Here is a 22,241-nt window from a genome sequence, read left to right on the forward strand (position 1 = left end):
TAAAGCTTGCAATACGAAAGTAAATACATTCCAATAGGGCATCTATTTACTGGTTATCATCCAACCAGTTTCGAAAAACACATTGGAGTGGAAGATGAGTGATAAGATTTTGCAGCTTACTGATGACGGTTTTGAAAACGACGTAATCAACGCTGCAGGCCCGGTTCTAGTGGATTTCTGGGCAGAATGGTGTGGTCCTTGTAAAATGATTGCTCCAATTCTGGACGAGATCGCTGATGAGTACGAAGGCAAACTCACTATCGGTAAACTAAATATTGACCATAATGCAGGTACACCACCTAAATTTGGCATTCGCGGCATTCCAACGCTACTGTTATTTAAAGACGGTAACGTAGCGGCAACGAAAGTTGGTGCTCTGTCTAAGACTCAATTAAAAGAGTTTTTGGACGCAAACCTATAATCACCAAGTGATTACAGACAAAACCGTGCAATGTAACAATGCGCGGTTTTGTTTTTCTAACTCTGGACTAGAATATTAATTAGTGCTAACTTATCGCGCGTTAATTGAACAAATTTCTCTTCTTGGTCGATCCTGAGACCAAATCCATCTTAACTAGAAAACAGATCTTATTTTGACTAAACAAGCATCCACCACCATGAATCTTACTGAACTGAAGAACAGACCAGTATCTGACCTTGTAAAGCTTGGCGAAAGCCTAGGTCTTGAGAACCTAGCTCGTCTAAGAAAACAAGACATCATCTTCGCTATTCTTAAAGCGCACGCGAAAGGCGGCGAAGACATCTTTGGCGATGGGGTTCTGGAGATTCTGCAAGACGGCTTTGGTTTCCTACGTAGCGCAGACAGCTCATACCTTGCTGGCCCTGATGATATCTACGTTTCACCAAGTCAGATTCGTCGTTTCAACCTACGTACTGGTGACTCAATTGCTGGTAAAATTCGTCCACCAAAAGATGGTGAACGTTACTTTGCCCTTCTGAAAGTCAACACCGTAAACGATGACAAACCAGATAACGCTCGTAACAAGATCCTATTCGAGAACTTAACGCCTCTACACGCGAACGAGCGTATGGTTATGGAGCGCGGTAACGGTTCTACAGAAGATATCACGGCACGTGTTTTAGATTTGGCATCACCAATCGGTAAAGGCCAACGTGGTTTGATTGTTGCTCCGCCTAAAGCGGGTAAAACAATGCTTCTGCAAAACATTGCTCAAAGCATCGCATACAACCACCCTGAGTGTGAGTTGATGGTACTTCTAATCGACGAACGTCCAGAAGAAGTAACAGAGATGCAGCGTCTAGTTAAAGGTGAAGTGGTTGCGTCAACGTTTGATGAGCCAGCTTCTCGCCACGTACAAGTAGCAGAAATGGTAATCGAGAAAGCAAAACGTCTTGTTGAACACAAGAAAGACGTGGTTATCTTGCTTGACTCTATTACTCGTCTAGCTCGTGCATACAACACCGTAGTGCCTTCATCAGGTAAAGTACTAACTGGTGGTGTGGATGCAAACGCACTACACCGTCCTAAGCGTTTCTTCGGTGCAGCTCGTAACGTAGAAGAAGGCGGCAGCTTAACTATCATCGCAACAGCGCTAGTCGATACTGGTTCTAAAATGGATGAAGTTATCTACGAAGAGTTCAAGGGTACAGGTAACATGGAACTGCACTTGAACCGTAAGATTGCTGAAAAGCGTGTATTCCCTGCGATTGACTTCAACCGTAGTGGTACTCGTCGTGAAGAGCTACTAACGAAGACAGACGAACTACAGAAGATGTGGATTCTGCGTAAGATTGTTCACCCAATGGGTGAAACTGACGCGATGGAGTTCCTAATCGATAAGCTAGCGATGACGAAGACAAACGACGAGTTCTTCGATGCAATGCGTCGCCAATAGTCTCAGATAAGTAATTCTGCGAAGGGCCACCGTATATCGGTGGCTCAGACTGCTGACAAAGGTCTAGCCATCAGGCTAGACCTTTGATCTAATAGGGGTATCGAAAAATGGATACTCCAATATGCTACAAGATCCTTCTCCTCAACAATACGAATTTGAAATGGTGACGATGGAGCAGTTAGTTCCTAAAGACCATTTAGTCCGCAAAATTGATAAAGCCATAGACTTCGAATTTATCCGGGACCAAGTCGCTCACCTCTATTGTCAAGATAACGGTCGACCACCTGTTGACCCTGTTCGACTTTTCAAAATCATTTTTATTGGCTACCTCTTCGGAATCAAAAGCGAGCGACAGCTCGTTAAAGAGATTGAAGTCAATGTAGCCTATCGTTGGTTCTTGCGCATGTCGTTAACGGAGAAGGTTATCCATGCTTCAACACTGAGCCAAAACCGTATTCGCCGCTTCAATAATACCGACGTATTCGAACGTATCTTTATCAACATCGTTGAGCAGGCTATGGCCAAAGGCTTGGTCGCTGGGCAGCAACTCTTTACCGACAGCACTCACCTCAAAGCAAACGCTAACAAAAATAAACACACCAATGAGGTCAGAGACGTTCGAGCCAGTGCTTACCTCGACATGCTTGATGAAGACGTTGCATTAGACCGAGAACGAGAAGGAAAGAAGTCGCTTAAGGCACGAGTATCCGAGCCTAAAACAAAGAATACGAAAGTCAGTACTACAGACCCAGAAAGTGGTTTTATGACGAGAGACAATAAACCACAAGGCTTCTTCTACCTTGACCATCGTACCGTCGATGGTCTGCATGGGATCATCGTCGACACTCATGCGACGGCAGGTAATATCAATGACTCTCAACCCTATATTGAACGACTGGACTACACGCTAGAGCAGTTCAATCTTAACCCTATAGCTGTTGGTCTCGATGCCGGCTATTTTACCGCTCCCGTGGCAGAGTCATTAGAGCGCCGAAATATCTTAGGTGTGTTCGGCTACCGTAGGCCATCAAGAACAAAGAACACGTTCAAGAAGAAGCACTTTATCTACCACAAAGAGAGTGACAGTTATCGATGTCCAAATGGGCAAACGCTTATCTACAAAACGACGTCACGAGATGCTTATAGAGAGTATCACTCAGACCCGAAAGAATGCGTGCTCTGCCCAATGCGAAATGACTGTACTCAAAGTAAAAACATGAAGAAAGTCATCACCAGACACATCTATACAGATGCAGTGGAGAGAGCGAACCAAATGCGGCTCTCTCCCTATGGGAAGAAGACGTATAGACGAAGAAGTGAGACGGTAGAAAGAAGCTTCGCTGATGCTAAGCAGCACCATGGGCACCGTTATGCCCGCTTCCGTGGGCTAAGCAAAGTGCAAATGCAGTGTTGGTTAGCTGCCGCAGCTCAAAACATCAAGAAGATAGCTCTAGTAATGAGTTATTTACAAAAAATGGGGTTCAATATGGCTCAAATAAGACAAATATTAGCTTCTAAATACTTGTTTAAGAGTTGGAACAGATTAAATCTGGTATAGCGAAAAATATCGCGATCGCGACCTACGGTCGCTTATAAAAAAGAACCCCACCGAAAAAGGTGGGGTTCGTCATCAATCTGGGCCACCGTATATCGGTGGCTTTTTTATTGCTTTCTCCCGATAGAAGCAGCAGAATGAAGAAAATGTTATCGGGAGGTTAACATGCAACAAGGAATGTTGTCGTCATTACTCCTGAGCTTGTCACTTATCACATTACCCGCAACGTTATCTGCGAAGGAAATGCAGGAAACCGTGGTAGAGCAGTGGCTTCAGGATACCCACATACAGACCAAAGTATCTGAATTGCTCGATTATGCAGTCAGAGACGAGGTCGACTCGCTTAAATTCGCTCTCGACCGACTTGCTTTCCCTCAACAAGAAGTCGTCCGTTTTCTTTTGCTCGAAAAGCTTGAGCAACAAGAAATCATCCTTACGCCAAGAATGGCCATTTTTGTCGAATCCCAAATCAGTATTACGCCAACCTATCAAGTGCTTGAGCGTGGTGATGGTTATGAGTTCAGTATACCCGCATTTAACTTTCCTGCGGTGGCAAGCCGTTTGATCAAACGCTGGAAGCAAGACCAAAGCACGTTGGAGTTTGTATTGGAAGCAGAGCGCCAAGAACTCAACCTTAAAGATTGGCTTACCGGTACATCGCAGCAAATACAAGCTCGAGAGGCATTGTTGATCCGCGAATTAGACAGCTTATCTCCAGATGCACTTGAGGCAATCACTAAACAGTTAACTCATGCAAACGTTACTAGCTGGTTACCTTCTACAGCTGTTGTCGTACGTTTAGCACAAGTGAGTCAAAATGAGGCGATGTATGATCTGTTGTGGCGAATGCGTGCTGATTACAACAGCCAAACTGAGCTTACAAGGTTAGCGGAAGTCGGTGATGCATTCTCTTTGCAGCAATTGATGAGCTCTACTGTTAATCCAACTTTAAAACCCTATGCAATTGAGCTTCTGACGAGATCCAATCCTCTGACTTCAGACGTAAAACAGTTTCTGATCGCTAAAATGGCGCTTTCTGAGGAAGCTACTTTAGTGGCCAGAGAGCTAGCGAAACAAGGGCATCAATCTTGGCTGGAAGAGTTAGTGTCAAACAATCGCCAAGTCAAAGCTCGGCAGATTGAAAAGTTCTTGGAATAACTGTTCCTGAATTAAGCGTTCTTCAAGGCTCGATTCTTGTCGCTGCTTAGCTCACATACCCACACAAAATAGGAGGATCTTAGCGTCCTCCTATTTGTTATACTGCGAATAATTTAATCAGCCAGCATGAAGGCCTATGAGTTTTAAGGATTTACGCGAATTTATCGACCACCTAGAACAGAAAGGTCGACTTAAACGCATCACTCACCCCGTCGATCCCGCTTACGAAATGACAGAAATAAGTGACCGCACCTTGCGTGCTGGTGGCCCTGCACTGTTGTTTGAGAACCCAATTGGCTACGACGTACCTGTTTTGACGAACCTATTTGGTACGCCAGAACGTGTCGCAATCGGCATGGGGCGCGAAGACGTTAAAGAATTAAGAGAAGTTGGTAAGCTGCTGGCTTATTTAAAAGAACCTGAGCCACCAAAAGGCTTTAAAGACGCCTTAGAAAAACTGCCAGTGTTCAAGCAAGTGTTGAACATGCCAGCCAAGCGTCTACGTAAAGCGCCGTGCCAAGACATTGTATGGCAAGGTGATGAAGTCGATTTGGATAAAATCCCAGTGATGAGCTGCTGGGCAGAAGACGTTGCGCCACTGCTTACGTGGGGTTTAACCGTGACTAAAGGTCCAAATAAGAAACGTCAGAACCTAGGTATTTATCGCCAGCAGAAAATTGCCAAGAACAAAATTATCATGCGTTGGCTAGCTCACCGCGGCGGTGCGCTTGATCTGCGAGATTGGATGGAAACCAATCCAGGGAAATCTTTTCCTGTTTCGGTCGCTTTTGGTGCAGACCCTGCGACCATTCTTGGCGCAGTAACACCAGTGCCAGATACGCTATCGGAATATGCATTTGCAGGTTTACTGCGCGGCAGCAAAACTGAAGTCGTGAAGTCAATCAGTAATGATTTGGAAGTGCCAGCGAGTGCGGAAATCGTTATGGAAGGTTATATCGACCCGAACGAGTTTGCCGATGAAGGCCCTTACGGTGACCACACTGGCTACTATAACGAAAAAGAAAAGCACCACGTATTTACCATTACGCACATTACTATGCGTAAGGACCCAATTTATCACAGTACTTATACCGGTCGTCCGCCAGATGAACCGGCTGTATTGGGTGTGGCATTAAACGAAGTGTTTGTGCCTATTTTGCAAAAACAGTTCCCAGAGATTGAAGACTTCTATCTACCACCGGAAGGTTGTTCGTACCGAATGGCAGTCGTCACTATGAAGAAGCAGTACCCAGGACATGCCAAGCGCGTAATGATGGGAGTGTGGTCTTTCTTGCGTCAATTCATGTACACCAAGTTTGTTATTGTGTGCGATGAATCGGTAAATGCGCGAGATTGGAATGATGTCGTGAAAGCCATGTCAGAGCATATGGACCCTGTACGTGATACCTTGATGATAGATAACACGCCAATTGACTCACTCGACTTTGCTTCACCCGTGGTTGGGCTTGGCTCCAAGATGGGTTTAGATGCGACCATTAAATGGGATGCTGAACTGGCAACACGAACCAAGGTCACCGAGCGAGATAATAAAGCGATTACCCAATCTGATCTGGATGCGTTGAAACAGCAACGTCCTGACATTGTCGATATCTATCTACCGGCAACGGCAAATAACCAATTTGCTGTCGTGACAATGAAGAAAGACCAAGCCGGTCAATCTCAAGCATTGATGGAATACTTGTGGGACTTCTTTGCTCAGTACACGGATAATAAATTCATTATTTTGTGCGACGATGACGTCAACGCACAAGATTGGAATGACATCATTTGGGCTGTGACAACCCGAATGGATCCAGACAGAGATACCACTCAAGTTCGTGGTAAGGTGGGTAGTTCATCTAAACTTGGGCTCGATGCGACCAATAAGTTTGAATCTGAAGCCACGCGCGAGTGGGGCTCGCCTATCAAAAAAGATCCTAAACTTGTGGCTAAAGTCGATGAGATTTGGGACCAGTTAGGTATTCTATGAGTCATCAAGTCCACCTTCTACCAATGGACGTTACGTTCCAAGTAAAAGAAGGGGAGACGGTGTTGGAAGCTGCGCTCAACAACAATATTCGCTTCCCACACCGTTGCCAAGTTGGCGCTTGCGCCATGTGCATGTGTAAAAAGCTAACGGGCGAGGTGAGTTATCACCTCGAACCGATGCTAACCGAAAAAGAGCAACAGCAAGGTTGGATATTCCCTTGCCAAGCCTATACAGAAAGTAATTTAGTGCTTACTTTTGACGAGTAAGCGAGAGGAACACCATGACCATCCAATGTAAAGTAAAGTCTATTGAGCCGTTAGCTTGTAATACTTACCAAATCCTTCTTCATCCAGAATCACCAGTGCCTTTTAAAGCAGGTCAGTACCTAATGGTAGTGATGGGTGAAAAAGACAAACGCCCTTTCTCTATTGCAAGTAGCCCTTGCCGTCATGAAGGCGAACTGGAGTTGCACATCGGTGCGGCAGAGCAAAATGCTTACGCATTAGAAGTCGTTGAAGCAATGCAATCGGCATTAGAAACAGATGGTCATATCGAAATTGATGCACCACATGGTGATGCTTGGGTTCAAGAAGAAAGCGAGCGCCCACTATTATTGATTGCTGGTGGTACTGGCTTTAGTTACGTGCGCTCGATTCTGGATCACTGTGTAGCACAGAACAAAACCAACCCTATCTATCTATACTGGGGTGCGCGCGATAATTGCCAGCTTTACGCTAAAGAAGAACTGGTCGAGATCGCTGAAAAGTTTGCTAACGTTCATTTTATCCCAGTAGTAGAAGAAGCACCTGCCGATTGGCAAGGTAAAGTTGGTAACGTGCTACAAGCGGTGAGTGAAGATTTCGAAAGCTTAGAAAACTACGATATCTATATTGCTGGTCGCTTTGAAATGGCTGGGGCAGCGCGTGAACAGTTCACCCAGAACAAGAAAGCGAAGAGTGAACGTATGTTCGCAGACGCGTACGCATTCATTTAAATACAGCTTTTGGGGCAGAAAAAGAGGGTTTTTTACCCTCTTTTTTGCTTTTTTGATGAAATAGTCATCGAACAGTTAGTTTTTTCCATTTTTTTTCAAAAAAGGGTTGCGAACGGATCTGAGTTCCCTATAATGCGCATCCACCGACACGGCAGACGCGATAAGGCTTCAGCAGGGTCGGAGAGGTGAAAAGCTTCTGAGAAAATAAATTGAAAAAAGTGTTTGACACCCTCAATTATCTCGCTAGAATGCACCTCCGCTTTGAGAGAAAAGCTTCTCGCAAAGCAAGCTCTTTAAAAATATAGACCTATCAATCTGTGTGGGCACTCGTTGATGATAATCCAATTAGAAACTTCGGTTTCAAATTAGGTTTCAATGAACTGAGTGACCAAGCAAGTCTTCGGACTTGGCACAGTCAATTCATTATCGTTCTGTTGGAACGATAATAGCTTTAAAATTACTTCTTACTTTCGAGTAAGGATGAGTTTTGAAGTCAGTATTCGTTGAGCCGAACAAAATCTTAAATTGAAGAGTTTGATCATGGCTCAGATTGAACGCTGGCGGCAGGCCTAACACATGCAAGTCGAGCGGAAACGAGTTAACTGAACCTTCGGGGAACGTTAAGGGCGTCGAGCGGCGGACGGGTGAGTAATGCCTAGGAAATTGCCCTGATGTGGGGGATAACCATTGGAAACGATGGCTAATACCGCATGATGCCTACGGGCCAAAGAGGGGGACCTTCGGGCCTCTCGCGTCAGGATATGCCTAGGTGGGATTAGCTAGTTGGTGAGGTAATGGCTCACCAAGGCGACGATCCCTAGCTGGTCTGAGAGGATGATCAGCCACACTGGAACTGAGACACGGTCCAGACTCCTACGGGAGGCAGCAGTGGGGAATATTGCACAATGGGCGCAAGCCTGATGCAGCCATGCCGCGTGTGTGAAGAAGGCCTTCGGGTTGTAAAGCACTTTCAGTCGTGAGGAAGGTAGTGTAGTTAATAGCTGCATTATTTGACGTTAGCGACAGAAGAAGCACCGGCTAACTCCGTGCCAGCAGCCGCGGTAATACGGAGGGTGCGAGCGTTAATCGGAATTACTGGGCGTAAAGCGCATGCAGGTGGTTTGTTAAGTCAGATGTGAAAGCCCGGGGCTCAACCTCGGAATAGCATTTGAAACTGGCAGACTAGAGTACTGTAGAGGGGGGTAGAATTTCAGGTGTAGCGGTGAAATGCGTAGAGATCTGAAGGAATACCGGTGGCGAAGGCGGCCCCCTGGACAGATACTGACACTCAGATGCGAAAGCGTGGGGAGCAAACAGGATTAGATACCCTGGTAGTCCACGCCGTAAACGATGTCTACTTGGAGGTTGTGGCCTTGAGCCGTGGCTTTCGGAGCTAACGCGTTAAGTAGACCGCCTGGGGAGTACGGTCGCAAGATTAAAACTCAAATGAATTGACGGGGGCCCGCACAAGCGGTGGAGCATGTGGTTTAATTCGATGCAACGCGAAGAACCTTACCTACTCTTGACATCCAGAGAACTTTCCAGAGATGGATTGGTGCCTTCGGGAACTCTGAGACAGGTGCTGCATGGCTGTCGTCAGCTCGTGTTGTGAAATGTTGGGTTAAGTCCCGCAACGAGCGCAACCCTTATCCTTGTTTGCCAGCGAGTAATGTCGGGAACTCCAGGGAGACTGCCGGTGATAAACCGGAGGAAGGTGGGGACGACGTCAAGTCATCATGGCCCTTACGAGTAGGGCTACACACGTGCTACAATGGCGCATACAGAGGGCAGCAAGCTAGCGATAGTGAGCGAATCCCAAAAAGTGCGTCGTAGTCCGGATTGGAGTCTGCAACTCGACTCCATGAAGTCGGAATCGCTAGTAATCGTGGATCAGAATGCCACGGTGAATACGTTCCCGGGCCTTGTACACACCGCCCGTCACACCATGGGAGTGGGCTGCAAAAGAAGTAGGTAGTTTAACCTTCGGGAGGACGCTTACCACTTTGTGGTTCATGACTGGGGTGAAGTCGTAACAAGGTAGCGCTAGGGGAACCTGGCGCTGGATCACCTCCTTATACGATGATTACTCACGATGAGTGTCCACACAGATTGATACGGTTTATAAGTAAGAGACGATACTGGGTCTGTAGCTCAGGTGGTTAGAGCGTTCGCCTGATAAGCGAGAGGTCGGTGGTTCGAGTCCACTCAGACCCACCAATTTCCTTGGAAATTGGCACACAGTATCACACTGATGGGGCTATAGCTCAGCTGGGAGAGCGCCTGCCTTGCACGCAGGAGGTCTGCGGTTCGATCCCGCATAGCTCCACCATCTTTAAGCGCATTCGATGAGTGCTTTTAAAAATGGTTTTCATCAGAAAATCTAGCTCTTTAACAATTTGGAAAGCTGACAAAACAATCTTTAAGATTGTTTGTAAAGTTCTCAATGTTTGTCTTTAAGACAAACACCAAAAAACACATTCAAGTGTTCTTGGGAATATCACTTTTACTGTGATTATTCGAAATTGAGTCCGGCAAAATCGATATGTCTCTCGCTCATTCAAATAATGAGAGACAACTTTGGTGATTTGAACATCAACTCGAAACTCCTTCGGGTTGTATGGTTAAGTGACTAAGCGTACACGGTGGATGCCTTGGCAGTCAGAGGCGATGAAGGACGTATTAACTTGCGATAAGCCCAGATTAGGTAGTAAAAACCACTTGAGTCTGGGATTTCCGAATGGGGAAACCCACTAGCATAAGCTAGTATCGCTGCGTGAATACATAGCGCAGCGAGGCGAACCGGGGGAACTGAAACATCTAAGTACCCCGAGGAAAAGAAATCAACCGAGATTCCGAAAGTAGCGGCGAGCGAAATTGGACTAGCCCTTAAGCTTTATATGCGTTAGACGAACGGTCTGGAAAGTCCGGCAATAAAGGGTGATAGCCCCGTAGTTGACAACGCACATTCAGTGAAATCGAGTAGGGCGGGACACGTGATATCCTGTCTGAATATGGGGGGACCATCCTCCAAGGCTAAATACTACTGACTGACCGATAGTGAACCAGTACCGTGAGGGAAAGGCGAAAAGAACCCCTGTGAGGGGAGTGAAATAGAACCTGAAACCGTGTACGTACAAGCAGTAGGAGCACCTTCGTGGTGTGACTGCGTACCTTTTGTATAATGGGTCAGCGACTTATATTCAGTGGCAAGGTTAACCATCTAGGGGAGCCGTAGCGAAAGCGAGTGTTAACTGCGCGACTTAGTCGCTGGATATAGACCCGAAACCAGGTGATCTAGCCATGGGCAGGTTGAAGATTGAGTAACATCAATTGGAGGACCGAACCGACTAATGTTGAAAAATTAGCGGATGACTTGTGGCTAGGGGTGAAAGGCCAATCAAACCTGGAGATAGCTGGTTCTCCCCGAAAGCTATTTAGGTAGCGCCTCGGACGAATACTACTGGGGGTAGAGCACTGTTAAGGCTAGGGGGTCATCCCGACTTACCAACCCTTTGCAAACTCCGAATACCAGTAAGTACTATCCGGGAGACACACGGCGGGTGCTAACGTCCGTCGTGGAGAGGGAAACAACCCAGACCGCCAGCTAAGGTCCCAAATTATTACTAAGTGGGAAACGATGTGGGAAGGCTCAGACAGCCAGGATGTTGGCTTAGAAGCAGCCATCATTTAAAGAAAGCGTAATAGCTCACTGGTCGAGTCGGCCTGCGCGGAAGATGTAACGGGGCTAAGTAATAAACCGAAGCTGCGGCAATGAAGTTTACTTCATTGGGTAGGGGAGCGTTCTGTAAGCCGTTGAAGGTGTGTTGTAAAGCATGCTGGAGGTATCAGAAGTGCGAATGCTGACATGAGTAACGATAAAGGGGGTGAAAAACCTCCTCGCCGGAAGACCAAGGGTTCCTGTCCAACGTTAATCGGGGCAGGGTAAGTCGACCCCTAAGGCGAGGCCGAAAGGCGTAGTCGATGGGAAACGGGTTAATATTCCCGTACTTCTTACAATTGCGATGGGGGGACGGAGAAGGCTAGGTGGGCCTGGCGACGGTTGTCCAGGTTCAAGTGCGTAGGCTGAAGAGTTAGGTAAATCCGGCTCTTTTTAAGGCTGAGACACGACGTCGAGCTACTACGGTAGTGAAGTCATTGATGCCATGCTTCCAGGAAAAGCCTCTAAGCTTCAGATTGTAAGGAATCGTACCCCAAACCGACACAGGTGGTCGGGTAGAGAATACCAAGGCGCTTGAGAGAACTCGGGTGAAGGAACTAGGCAAAATGGTACCGTAACTTCGGGAGAAGGTACGCTCTTGATGGTGAAGTCCCTTGCGGATGGAGCTGACGAGAGTCGCAGATACCAGGTGGCTGCAACTGTTTATTAAAAACACAGCACTGTGCAAAATCGTAAGATGACGTATACGGTGTGACGCCTGCCCGGTGCCGGAAGGTTAATTGATGGGGTTAGACTTCGGTCGAAGCTCTTGATCGAAGCCCCGGTAAACGGCGGCCGTAACTATAACGGTCCTAAGGTAGCGAAATTCCTTGTCGGGTAAGTTCCGACCTGCACGAATGGCGTAATGATGGCCACGCTGTCTCCACCCGAGACTCAGTGAAATTGAAATCGCTGTGAAGATGCAGTGTACCCGCGGCTAGACGGAAAGACCCCGTGAACCTTTACTACAGCTTGGCACTGAACATTGACCCTACATGTGTAGGATAGGTGGGAGGCTTTGAAGCACAGTCGCTAGATTGTGTGGAGCCGTCCTTGAAATACCACCCTTGTAGTGTTGATGTTCTAACGTCGACCCCTAATCGGGGTTGCGGACAGTGCCTGGTGGGTAGTTTGACTGGGGCGGTCTCCTCCCAAAGAGTAACGGAGGAGCACGAAGGTGGGCTAATCACGGTTGGACATCGTGAGGTTAGTGCAATGGCATAAGCCCGCTTGACTGCGAGAATGACAATTCGAGCAGGTGCGAAAGCAGGTCATAGTGATCCGGTGGTTCTGTATGGAAGGGCCATCGCTCAACGGATAAAAGGTACTCCGGGGATAACAGGCTGATACCGCCCAAGAGTTCATATCGACGGCGGTGTTTGGCACCTCGATGTCGGCTCATCACATCCTGGGGCTGAAGTCGGTCCCAAGGGTATGGCTGTTCGCCATTTAAAGTGGTACGCGAGCTGGGTTTAGAACGTCGTGAGACAGTTCGGTCCCTATCTGCCGTGGGCGTTGGAAGATTGAAGGGGGCTGCTCCTAGTACGAGAGGACCGGAGTGGACGAACCTCTGGTGTTCGGGTTGTGTCGCCAGACGCATTGCCCGGTAGCTAAGTTCGGAATCGATAACCGCTGAAAGCATCTAAGCGGGAAGCGAGCCCTGAGATGAGTCTTCCCTGATACTTTAAGTATCCTAAAGGGTTGTTCGAGACTAGAACGTTGATAGGCAGGGTGTGTAAGCGTTGTGAGGCGTTGAGCTAACCTGTACTAATTGCCCGTGAGGCTTAACCATACAACACCCAAGGGGTTTTGATGGACTCAATACAAGAACGATTGAATGTGTAAGTAGAACTTAAAACAGCTTTCCGGATTAAAGAATTTGCTTGGCGACCATAGCGATTTGGACCCACCTGACTTCCATTCCGAACTCAGAAGTGAAACGAATTAGCGCCGATGGTAGTGTGGGGTTTCCCCATGTGAGAGTAGGACATCGCCAGGCTTTAAATTTAGACTTAAATGTCTAACCAGTGCGGAGCGGTAGTTCAGTTGGTTAGAATACCGGCCTGTCACGCCGGGGGTCGCGGGTTCGAGTCCCGTCCGCTCCGCCACTTATTTAGAAAGCCTTGCTCAATGCAAGGTTTTGTCGAATCTACAATTTGTAGAATTTAGGGGTGTAGCTCCAATTGGCAGAGCAGCGGATTCCAAATCCGCGTGTTGGGAGTTCGAATCTCTCCACCCCTGCCAGATTGAAAGCCTCAGCAGAAATGCTGGGGCTTTTTTACGTCTTGAATCGATGAAAAGATTCATCTCCCTGATCTCCGCATAAATTTCCTATCATACCAATCTGGAAAATTAACTGGTCAGATTAATCCATTCTCTTCTGCACATATCTGTCACCCTATCAGTACTTTCCAAGAACCGAACCCATGCGCTGCACACCTTGTCTACAATATCGTTGTAGTTCGTAAAGGTCTGGTTCGCTAAATAGTGTTGTCGCAGTCAACTCCATACTTGTTCTATTGGGTTCAACTCTGGTGAATAGGGTGGGAGCTTGATGATACTCACATTGTTAAATTGCTCGGCAATGTCATCTGTATGCCATCCAGCCCTATCCATGATCACGACAGCATGACGGCCATACTCTGTTACTTGAGAGATTTGATTAAGGTGCTGGATCATAATTTCTTTATTTACCCAAGGTACGACGATGGCTTCCCCTATTCCTCTTCTTGGACAGACAGAACCGAATAAGTAAGCATACTCAAATTGCTGTTGCTTCACCGCTCGGGGTCTTGTGCCACGCTCTGCCCATAAGCGAGTAGTTGTATTTTGTTGTCCAAATCTCGCTTCGTCTTGAAACCAGACATCGACCGCCTCAAGGCTTATGTGACCTGGGATCTTGAGGATCGTTTCAGTTTTGAATCTTTTAAAATCGTCTTGGAGCTGTTGAGATTGAGAAGGGTGTTTGGAGCGTGACGTTATCCAAGAAAAGCCCATACGATTGAGCAAGTAATAGATAGAATCTGGGTGGTAATGCTTGCCAAACTCTTTGATGATGTAGGCGTGAATGTCACTACCAGTTAATCTTCCTACAGAAGGTTCGGAAGCTCGCCTCTTAATATATAGGCTTAACTGTTCACGTTGTTTTGGGGTAAGAAACGTAGGTCTTCCTGTTCTTGGTTTTTCTTGTAAGCCTTCAAGTCCTTCCTCCAGAAAGGTCTGAACCCATTTATTTACGCTAGTGCGACTTACCTTTAAGTACTTGGCAATCTGTGTTCGAGATTGTCCTTCTTTAAAGTGTGCTAGAGCGAGTAGACGCATCTTCATCTGAATAGACTTTTGCTGGCTAGCGAGCTTTTTAAAGTTGATGTTACTGAAGCTATCCCTAGTATTCTCGAACAAGAAGTTATAAAGCTAATTAGATCATATTCTTACTTAGATTGGTATTAGCCAAACACTAGCTCCTAAACTAGCTTTCTTCACTATCTGTCATTACAGGAGAAACCTTGTGTTAAGCATACTCAAAAATTCGAGCTATCCGCCCCTATAATAGCGATAGCAGTTCACACTTTTTCATTGTTCAATTCCGAACAAAACCTTCTAGAACATCTAGCCAACTCTCTAAAGTGCCTATAAAGGTTATCAAGCCTGCTTCTCGTTACCCCTATTGATACAGGGCTTCTGTTAACAGAAGTACGTTTCTATTCGCTACTGTATTCAATGTGAGTTAGCGCTTTTAAGCGCCCTTTAATACTTACTGCCGATTAACATGACTGCTTTGCAGAAAATGATTGAAGTAGTTTCAAGTGGTTCTTAATGAGATGAGGAAGTGCAGTTGGGAATGAACGACAAAAGCCTCGGTGATGGTGCGTCGTTGGTTTTAGGTGGTAGAGGGAGGTTAGCGTTGGAACTATGAAGGGGCTTGATAAATTGCAGGTAATAAAAAAGCCGACAGTAATAAACTGTCGGCTTTCTAACTTCTGAACCGCTTAGTTATTTTGAACTAGCGTTAGGGCTTTGCGAGAGACTTCGTGAGCCGCTTTAGTTAAGTTTTGCTTCTCTAGTGTGTCTGCTAGGTAAGCATAGTCAGAAACGTCTGAGCGAAGCTTTAGCGCAACCTCGAAATGTTCTTGTGCTTCTTGCCATTTCTCTTGGCGGAAGAAGAAGTGTGCCAATGCACTTTGTGCTGCTGCGTTTTCTGGTTCACGTTTCAAGACACCTTCAAGGAAAACAATCACCGGGTGGCTATCTGGTAGGTTTAGCTCTGGCAGTAATTGGTATAGATCCGGTGTTGGGCTCTTCTTCAAAGCTTCTTTGATCACAGTGAAGGCTTCGGTATCTGCTTTGCGGGAGATTAGCTCGTGAGCAAAACAACCGATCAGGTGAGCGTCTTGTTTTACCTTACGTGGCAGACTGTTCCAGTGTGAGATAAGACCTTCGCTACCTTGTTGCTGAGCCACTTCGTGTAGCAAACCACATTGAGCTTTCTGAATTAGCTCTGCTTGCTCTTCTTCTGTGATCAGTTTGGCTTTACTTAGCTGAGGCATCAGATCGATCAGTGATTGCCATAGCTTAAGCTGCATGTAAGTGGTTTTTTGCAGGTTAAGAACAATCGAGTTATTCGCGTACTGACCTTTTAATGCTTGTAACGTATCGAATGCAGACTCGAACTCGTTATCACGAATGAACTGTTTCGCGCGAGTCAACTCTACTGCTAAGTGCGCATTCTCTTGTTGGCTTGCTAGCTCTAGGTACTGGTCACGCTTCGTTTTGTCACCTTGCCCCTGCGCGGCTTCTGACGCCACTAGGTAGCAAAGCAACGGCATGTCGTGATGGTTTGCCCAGCGTGTCACTTTCTTCTCGGCACCTTTCCAGTCACCTTCAAGTAGCTTGATGATGCCCTCGTTGGTGTAACGACGAGAACGACGCATTTTACGGACGCTAAAGTAGTTCCAAGTGCTCGAGCTTGCGTAAACCAGTTTCTTGACGACATACTCCAATAGGAACAATGCAGCCAGTGCGGCAATCACAAAAATCACTAGGGTAGTGACACTCATCTCAATGGTTTTATTGGCAATTGAGATCAGGACATAACCTTGCTGGCCTGAGAACTGAGTACCAACAAATAAGCCAGCCCCAAGAACAACAAATAGGAAAATAAGACGAACCATTACTTATCCTCCGTACCTGTCATTGTGGTTACTTCACGACGTAGGCGCTCGCGAATCACATCTGATAGCTGATTTTGACTCTCCAGTTTCGCTGGGTATTCAACTTCGATGTCTTGTTTACTCAACTGGCTCAATGATTTGTTGAACTCTTTAACTGAATTATCATCTTGGTTGAAGAATGCCATTGCCCATTTGTCCGCGGTTTCCAAAGAGGTGGTGTATATTTCCCCTTGTTCTTGGTAAACCGATTTAATCGCTGTTTCGATCTTGGCTTTGATGTTCTCTTTCAAGTAGAAGTGTTGTTGTGGTGAGAGCAATGGAATCACATTGCCATCACGTGTACGGAAGGTGATGAAGTTCTCTGAGAAGTCTTTTAGTGAGGTCATCAGGTTATCTTGCCAGTTTGCAATGTCTTCTGATACTTGCTGCTTCTCAACCGCTGCCGCTTCTGGTAGTAATGCATTTGCGAGAGGCAGTTTGTCTACTTGCTGTTGCAATGCCGTTAAACGCAATACTAGACCATCACGGTCAACTAGTGGCACAACACGTAGCTTAGTGATGTCGTTTGCCATTGCTTTACGCAGACCTACAAGGCTTGGATCGTTTAGCGCTGCAATACGCTGGTCTGCGCTTTCCATCAACTGAGTCGCGCTTTCTACATCATGCTCTAGAAACAGCTTACGACCAGCAAGTTTTACTAGATAGTCAGCTTCTGCTAACAACCAATCGTTTGGACGACGGCCTTTCACGTCGGCCACTGCTAATTGTAGGCTTTCAATACTTTTTCGCTGCTGACCAAGAACCACTTCAGCTTTGTGCGTTGCTGTCGTCGCTTTTTCAATAGTTTCTTCTTTTACTTGGTTTAGCTCTTGTTTCATTGCTGATTGAGCTTGCTCTAGTTGGCTTTGAAGCTGAGCGATCTGAGTTTGGTATTCAGATTGCTGTTCAAGCATTTTGTATGTCAGACCACCACCAAAAATAAGTGATAAGACGATAGCCACAGTACCCAGCTTCACGCCGCGTTTGCCTTGCTTCTCTTCAAATTCAACTTTGTTTGGTTCTGCTGGTTTGGTTGGTTCAGCAGGCTTTGAGTCTACCTTTTTAGGCTCAGATTCTTGTTTCGGCGTGTCTTTTTCAGCTAGCAGTGCCGATGCAGTTTGTTCGGAAAGGTTTTTATCGTTATTTTTTTGGTCGTTATTTTTACTTGTCATGCCTATATCCTGTGTAGCTAGGGCTGGAGAGCAGCCAGTAATTCTTGGTTGGATGCACTTCCTGTACATCTGACCTGAGAGAAGCCCCTTTGAATTGCGATGTCAGCGATGCGCTGACTGGGGATATACAACTCTTGTTGATTAAGCCAAACCAATTGTTCTGACGTCAATTGGCTGCACAAATAATCCAGTTGTTCACCACTGGTGACGATTATCTGGTCGATTTGTTGGGTTTTCCATAATGAGACACAGCTTACTGGATCGAATGGGATAAATTCTCTCTTATAAGTCTCACTATAGTGAACTTTTGCTCCGCGTCTCACCAATGCATCTTTAATCAGTTCCCGCCCCCCGTTGCCACGAAGGATTAGAACTGTTTGTTTTTCTACATTGTTTAGTTCGGGAAGTTGCAACAAGTGCTCACTATCACTGACTTGTGGATAGTGTACTTTCTGTTGTGTGCATTTGCTCAAATAGTGTGCTGTTTTTTGACCAACGGCAAGGTATACAGCTTGCTTGGGCCATGATTTAGCGTTGTTTTCTAAGATTTGCTCAGCGCACTGCACCGCATGTTGGCTAACTGCAATGATGATTTGGGCACTTTCGATGTATTTAGAGAGGAGTGTATCGCTAAGATCGGCAACAATGTCGATCAATGGATGATGGATTGCAGTTATGCCGTGCCTTTCGAGTAGAGAGCAAAGCGCTTTGCCTTGCTCTCCCGGCCGAGTGACCAACACTGCCATGGTTAGTCGTGGTCTGCGTACAGCTTGGTTAAGATTTCACGTGCGCCGTTTTCTAGCAGCTCATTCGCAAGTTGAACGCCCAATGCTTCGGCATCATTGCGGTGACCACGAATTTCACCACGCACAATTAGGCTTCCATCTGGTTCGCCAACCAGTGCGCGTAGCCAAATGTTGTCACCGTCAAGCAGTGAGTAACTGCCGATTGGCACCTGACAACCGCCTTCAAGGGTCAGGTTCATCGCACGCTCACAACGTACGCGATCTGCCGTATCTTGGTGGTTTAGTGGCTCAAGTAGTTTAAGTAGACGTTCGTCATCCACACGACACTCAATACCTACTGCACCTTGGCCTACCGCTGGCAGCGATTGCTCTGGCTCGATAAAGCTACGAATTCGCTCTTCTAGCTCAAGGCGCTTCAGACCTGCTGCGGCAAGAATGATTGCGTCATATTCCCCTGCATCTAGCTTACCTAGGCGAGTACCTACGTTGCCACGTAGTTCTTTGATAACTAGGTCTGGGCGGTATTCTTTTAGCTGACACTGACGACGCAGGCTACAAGTACCTACAACTGCGCCTTGTGGCAGCTCATCAATGTTGTTGTAAGTGTTAGAAACGAATGCATCGCGTGGGTCTTCACGTTCACAAATCGTCACCAAGCCAAGACCTTCAGGGAAGTCTACTGGTACATCTTTCATTGAGTGCACCGCAAGGTCCGCACGACCTTCAAGCATCGCCACTTCTAACTCTTTAACGAACAAGCCTTTACCACCAACTTTTGCTAGCGGCGTATCCAAAATGATGTCGCCTTTGGTCACCATAGTGACGAGTTCTACTTCAAGACCTGGATGAGCGGCTTGAAGTGCGTCTTTTACAAAGTGTGCTTGCCATAGAGCAAGAGGGCTTTTTCGAGTTGCAATGCGAATTGGCGTGGATTGTGTCATGGTCTTCTCAATGCTGTTTAAGTTTTGCTTAATCGTAACACTCAACGCGTGAAAATCTTAATGTTAGTTAGGCTTCTCTTGGTGTCATGAATGGAATTACATTGCATTATGGAAATAGTGTGACTGGATTCTCATTTAGACTAAGGACTATTATTAGTTAGAGGCGAATACGAGCGACACTACTGCGCTATCAATTTTGCGACTAGTGTGGGGTTTTGAAACCGCAACTATTTGCGGGTGGAAATCTTTACCAACTCTGATGAAAGTGTTAAATTGATCACGTTTTTAGACCTTTTTGGTTTAAAACATCAGCAGATTTTCGTGATTGTTCAACCAAGGAACTTCCCTTGCAGGCTTACACCCAAAAACTTATTCAGCGACTAGATAACCTGAACCAGCAACGGATCGACCGTGCGCTGGCGCTTATGGATTCGCAAAGCCAGCAAGTCTTCCACTTGATTCCTGCCTTGTTGAACTACAACCATCCTGTTATTCCCGGCTACTACGATGCTGACGTACCTTATGGTGTGTTTGGTTTAGAGCTGAACGAACTCCAACAACGATTCCTTGATGATACTCAACTGACGATTGGGCAAGCGCTTAAGACAGCAGAGCAACCTGCGATCTTAGGTTTGTACACTATGGGCAGTACCTCTTCTATTGGTCAAAGTACTTCAAGTGATTTGGATATTTGGGTGTGTATCTCACCGGAGATGGATAAAGACCAACGCGAGCTGCTGACCAACAAATGCTTGCTGATCACCGACTGGGCTCAAAGCCAAGGTGTGGAAGCGAACTTCTTCTTAATGGATGAAGAGCGTTTTCGTAGCAACCGTTCTGAAGAGATGACTGGCGATAACTGTGGTTCTTCTCAGCATTTATTATTGTTGGATGAATTCTACCGTTCTGCTGTACGTCTGGCTGGACAGCGTTTGTTGTGGCAAATAGTGCCACCAGAAATGGAAGAGTGTTACGACGAGTACGTTGCACAGCTTTGTAAAGATGGCTATATCAACTGTGATGAGTGGATCAACTTTGGTCAGCTTAACCGCATTCCTGCTGAAGAGTACTTCGGCTCGAACTTGTGGCAGCTGTATAAGAGTATCGATTCTCCTTACAAGTCGGTGTTGAAAGCGATCTTGCTTGAAGCTTACTCGTGGGAATACCCGCACACACAGCTTCTTAGCATCGACACTAAACGTCGCTTCTTTGCCCACGAGCCTGACTTGTACGGCATGGATGCATATTACTTGATGCTAGAGAAAGTAACGCGTTACCTAGAGAGAATTCAAGACGACACGCGCTTGGATTTAGTTCGTCGCTGTTTCTACCTTAAAACCCATGAAAAACTGTCTCGTGAACCTGATGTGGGTTCCGTGGCATGGCGCCGTGAAGCCTTAAGCGACATGATTGCGAAATGGCATTGGGATGAATCGGTACTGGCAGAGCTCGATGATCGCCGTAACTGGAAAGTCGAACAAGTGAAAGTAGTGCACCATTCGCTACTGGATGCTTTGATGCAAAGCTACCGTAACTTGATTCAGTTTGCGCGTCGAAACGATATTACCTCTGCGATCAGCCCGCAAGATATCAGCATTCTCGCGCGTAAGCTGTACGCGGCATTTGAAGTACTGCCGGGCAAAGTTACCTTGCTTAATCCGCAGATCTCGCCAGATTTGCACGAACCTGACTTGAGCTTCATTGAAGTAAAAGAGGGCGGGGTAAACAAGTCAGGTTGGTACTTATACAAGCAGCCTTTGATTGCACACCGTATTCTTGGTCAGCCTTGCCTTGAGCACCATGAGTATTTGAGTAAGTTGGTTTCTTGGGCGTTCTTCAACGGTTTAATTACCGAGTCAACGCGTTTGCACGCGGTGGTGCGTGAGGCGCAGTTAGACATCGATAAGTTCTACCAAATGGTGAGTGACCTACGTAACACCTTCTCGTTACGCAAGCGTCGCCCAACCATGCAAGCGTTGGGTAGTCCGTGTGAAATTAGTCAGATGGCGATGTTCATCAACTTTGAAAATGACCCAACGGCAGAGCTGTCTGGTCGCTCACTCAAAGTGGATGTGAAGAACACCGATATCTTCAGCTTTGGTCCTGAACAAATTAACTTGGTCGGCAGTGTTGATTTAGTTTATCGCAACTCATGGCACGAAGTGCGTACACTGCACTTCAAAGGTGAAACCGCGATGTTGGATGCATTGAAGACCATTCTTGGCAAAATGCACCAAGACGCGATTCCGCCAGAATCGGTGGATGTATTCTGTTACGCGAAGAACATGCGTGGCGTGATGCGTAATATGGTTTACCAACTGTTAGCTGAGTGTATCGACTTGCGTTTGAAGCCTGTTGAGCAAGAGAAACGCCGTCGCTTTAAAGCCATACGTCTTGCCAACCAAACTTATGGTTTGTTCTTTGAGCGTCGTGGCGTATCGGTTCAGAAACTCGAGAACTCAGTTGATTTCTACCGCAGCATTTCAACCAACAAGCTAAAAGGTTCGCCGTTGTTGATGCTGGATCGTGAGCAAGAGTACCAACTACCAGAAGTCGTGGATGGCTTTGCGAGTGAAGGTTTAGTGCAGTTCTTCTTTGAAGACACTGACGATGGTTTCAACATCTACGTATTAGATGAGTCAAACCAAGTTGAGGTTTACCACCAATTCAGTGGTTCGAAAGATGAAATGATTGCGTCAGTGAACAGCTTCTACACCTCGGTAAAAGATGACAGTCGTGTATCGTCAAAGTTTATTAACTTTAATTTGCCGCAGTACTACCAAATCATTCATCCGGAAGAAGGGAATACCTACATTATTCCTTACCGTAATGATGGCTGTACGCCAACTCGTCCAACCAAAGCGGTAAATGCGTAAAACG

The 22,241-nt window shown here is 46.4% G+C and carries 12 protein-coding genes, 4 tRNA genes, 3 rRNA genes and 1 pseudogene; 15 read left to right on the top strand and 5 right to left on the bottom strand.

The annotated features are described in order from the left end of the window. Window positions 1-94 precede the first annotated feature (94 nt). The 14 genes from trxA (at window position 95) to C1S74_RS11285 (ending at window position 13,536) form a co-directional block, all read left to right on the top strand. The gene (gene trxA, locus C1S74_RS11215; protein WP_004745500.1) at window positions 95-421 is read left to right on the top strand and encodes a thioredoxin TrxA; all 327 of its coding nucleotides are present in this window, start codon (window positions 95-97) and stop codon (window positions 419-421) included. Window positions 422-617: 196 nt separating this feature from the next. Continuing rightward, the gene (rho, locus tag C1S74_RS11220) at window positions 618-1,877 is read left to right on the top strand and encodes a transcription termination factor Rho (RefSeq protein ID WP_038868581.1); all 1,260 of its coding nucleotides are present in this window, start codon (window positions 618-620) and stop codon (window positions 1,875-1,877) included. A 121-nt stretch (window positions 1,878-1,998) separates the two neighbouring features. After that, window positions 1,999-3,435, top strand: coding sequence for an IS1182 family transposase (locus C1S74_RS11225; RefSeq protein ID WP_103415238.1), 1,437 nt, complete (start codon window positions 1,999-2,001; stop codon window positions 3,433-3,435). Between the two features lie 162 nt (window positions 3,436-3,597). Further along, window positions 3,598-4,590 carry a hypothetical protein gene (locus C1S74_RS11230; RefSeq protein WP_038868580.1) on the top strand — a complete coding sequence of 331 codons (993 nt, stop codon included), beginning with the start codon at window positions 3,598-3,600 and terminating at the stop codon, window positions 4,588-4,590. 136 nt (window positions 4,591-4,726) lie between these two features. Then, complete coding sequence (gene ubiD, locus C1S74_RS11235) at window positions 4,727-6,580, top strand: 4-hydroxy-3-polyprenylbenzoate decarboxylase (RefSeq protein ID WP_045402599.1); 1,854 nt, start codon at window positions 4,727-4,729, stop codon at window positions 6,578-6,580. Then, complete coding sequence (locus tag C1S74_RS11240; RefSeq protein WP_009696789.1) at window positions 6,577-6,846, top strand: 2Fe-2S iron-sulfur cluster-binding protein; 270 nt, start codon at window positions 6,577-6,579, stop codon at window positions 6,844-6,846. Before ubiD ends, C1S74_RS11240 begins: the two co-directional genes overlap by 4 nt. A 14-nt stretch (window positions 6,847-6,860) precedes the next feature. Then, window positions 6,861-7,574 (top strand): NAD(P)H-flavin reductase, encoded by a 714-nt coding sequence (gene fre / locus C1S74_RS11245; protein ID WP_045402602.1) that lies wholly within the window; start codon window positions 6,861-6,863, stop codon window positions 7,572-7,574. 522 nt (window positions 7,575-8,096) lie between these two features. Further along, window positions 8,097-9,649 (top strand): 16S ribosomal RNA (locus tag C1S74_RS11255). Window positions 9,650-9,714: 65 nt separating this feature from the next. Next, window positions 9,715-9,791 (top strand) — tRNA-Ile (locus tag C1S74_RS11260). A 36-nt stretch (window positions 9,792-9,827) separates the two neighbouring features. Beyond that, window positions 9,828-9,903 (top strand) — tRNA-Ala (locus C1S74_RS11265). A 290-nt stretch (window positions 9,904-10,193) separates the two neighbouring features. After that, window positions 10,194-13,084, top strand: a 23S ribosomal RNA gene (locus C1S74_RS11270). Window positions 13,085-13,174: 90 nt separating this feature from the next. After that, window positions 13,175-13,291 (top strand): 5S ribosomal RNA (gene rrf / locus C1S74_RS11275). The 16S, 23S and 5S rRNA genes sit together here with 4 tRNA genes alongside, the layout of an rRNA operon. Window positions 13,292-13,323: 32 nt before the next feature. Continuing rightward, window positions 13,324-13,400: transfer RNA gene (locus tag C1S74_RS11280), tRNA-Asp, on the top strand. Between the two features lie 59 nt (window positions 13,401-13,459). Then, window positions 13,460-13,536, top strand: a tRNA-Trp gene (locus C1S74_RS11285). A gap of 108 nt (window positions 13,537-13,644) precedes the next feature. Here C1S74_RS11285 and C1S74_RS11290 read toward each other — a convergent pair. From C1S74_RS11290 to hemC, 5 genes and pseudogenes are all read right to left on the bottom strand, one after another. Then, window positions 13,645-14,619: pseudogene (locus C1S74_RS11290) on the bottom strand (IS630 family transposase). Between the two features lie 662 nt (window positions 14,620-15,281). Beyond that, a complete protein-coding gene (locus tag C1S74_RS11295) occupies window positions 15,282-16,463 on the bottom strand; it encodes a heme biosynthesis protein HemY (RefSeq protein ID WP_045402658.1) in 1,182 nt (393 codons plus the stop codon). Then, window positions 16,463-17,674: a uroporphyrinogen-III C-methyltransferase gene (locus C1S74_RS11300; protein WP_045402660.1), complete on the bottom strand. Its 1,212-nt coding sequence runs from the start codon at window positions 17,672-17,674 to the stop codon at window positions 16,463-16,465. Before C1S74_RS11300 ends, C1S74_RS11295 begins: the two co-directional genes overlap by 1 nt. Window positions 17,675-17,691: 17 nt before the next feature. Further along, complete coding sequence (locus tag C1S74_RS11305) at window positions 17,692-18,420, bottom strand: uroporphyrinogen-III synthase (RefSeq protein WP_045402662.1); 729 nt, start codon at window positions 18,418-18,420, stop codon at window positions 17,692-17,694. Between the two features lie 2 nt (window positions 18,421-18,422). After that, window positions 18,423-19,361 carry a hydroxymethylbilane synthase gene (hemC, locus tag C1S74_RS11310; RefSeq protein ID WP_045402664.1) on the bottom strand — a complete coding sequence of 313 codons (939 nt, stop codon included), beginning with the start codon at window positions 19,359-19,361 and terminating at the stop codon, window positions 18,423-18,425. Between the two features lie 347 nt (window positions 19,362-19,708). Here hemC and C1S74_RS11315 point away from each other — a divergent pair, with 347 nt between their 5' ends. After that, complete coding sequence (locus C1S74_RS11315; RefSeq protein WP_045402667.1) at window positions 19,709-22,237, top strand: class I adenylate cyclase; 2,529 nt, start codon at window positions 19,709-19,711, stop codon at window positions 22,235-22,237. Window positions 22,238-22,241 lie beyond the last annotated feature (4 nt).

The organism is Vibrio hyugaensis (assembly GCF_002906655.1).
Classification (GTDB): Bacteria; Pseudomonadota; Gammaproteobacteria; order Enterobacterales; family Vibrionaceae; genus Vibrio; species Vibrio hyugaensis.

Excerpts from the sequence above, each read along its gene's own strand:
- C1S74_RS11225 (WP_103415238.1), top strand. The coding sequence starts at position 1,999 with ATGCTACAAGATCCTTCTCCTCAACAATACGAATTTGAAATGGTGACG.
- hemC (WP_045402664.1), bottom strand. The coding sequence starts at position 19,361 with ATGACACAATCCACGCCAATTCGCATTGCAACTCGAAAAAGCCCTCTT.
- ubiD (WP_045402599.1), top strand. The coding sequence starts at position 4,727 with ATGAGTTTTAAGGATTTACGCGAATTTATCGACCACCTAGAACAGAAA.
- trxA (WP_004745500.1), top strand. The coding sequence starts at position 95 with ATGAGTGATAAGATTTTGCAGCTTACTGATGACGGTTTTGAAAACGAC.
- fre (WP_045402602.1), top strand. The coding sequence starts at position 6,861 with ATGACCATCCAATGTAAAGTAAAGTCTATTGAGCCGTTAGCTTGTAAT.
- C1S74_RS11300 (WP_045402660.1), bottom strand. The coding sequence starts at position 17,674 with ATGACAAGTAAAAATAACGACCAAAAAAATAACGATAAAAACCTTTCC.
- C1S74_RS11240 (WP_009696789.1), top strand. The coding sequence starts at position 6,577 with ATGAGTCATCAAGTCCACCTTCTACCAATGGACGTTACGTTCCAAGTA.
- C1S74_RS11295 (WP_045402658.1), bottom strand. The coding sequence starts at position 16,463 with ATGGTTCGTCTTATTTTCCTATTTGTTGTTCTTGGGGCTGGCTTATTT.
- rho (WP_038868581.1), top strand. The coding sequence starts at position 618 with ATGAATCTTACTGAACTGAAGAACAGACCAGTATCTGACCTTGTAAAG.
- C1S74_RS11230 (WP_038868580.1), top strand. The coding sequence starts at position 3,598 with ATGCAACAAGGAATGTTGTCGTCATTACTCCTGAGCTTGTCACTTATC.
- C1S74_RS11305 (WP_045402662.1), bottom strand. The coding sequence starts at position 18,420 with ATGGCAGTGTTGGTCACTCGGCCGGGAGAGCAAGGCAAAGCGCTTTGC.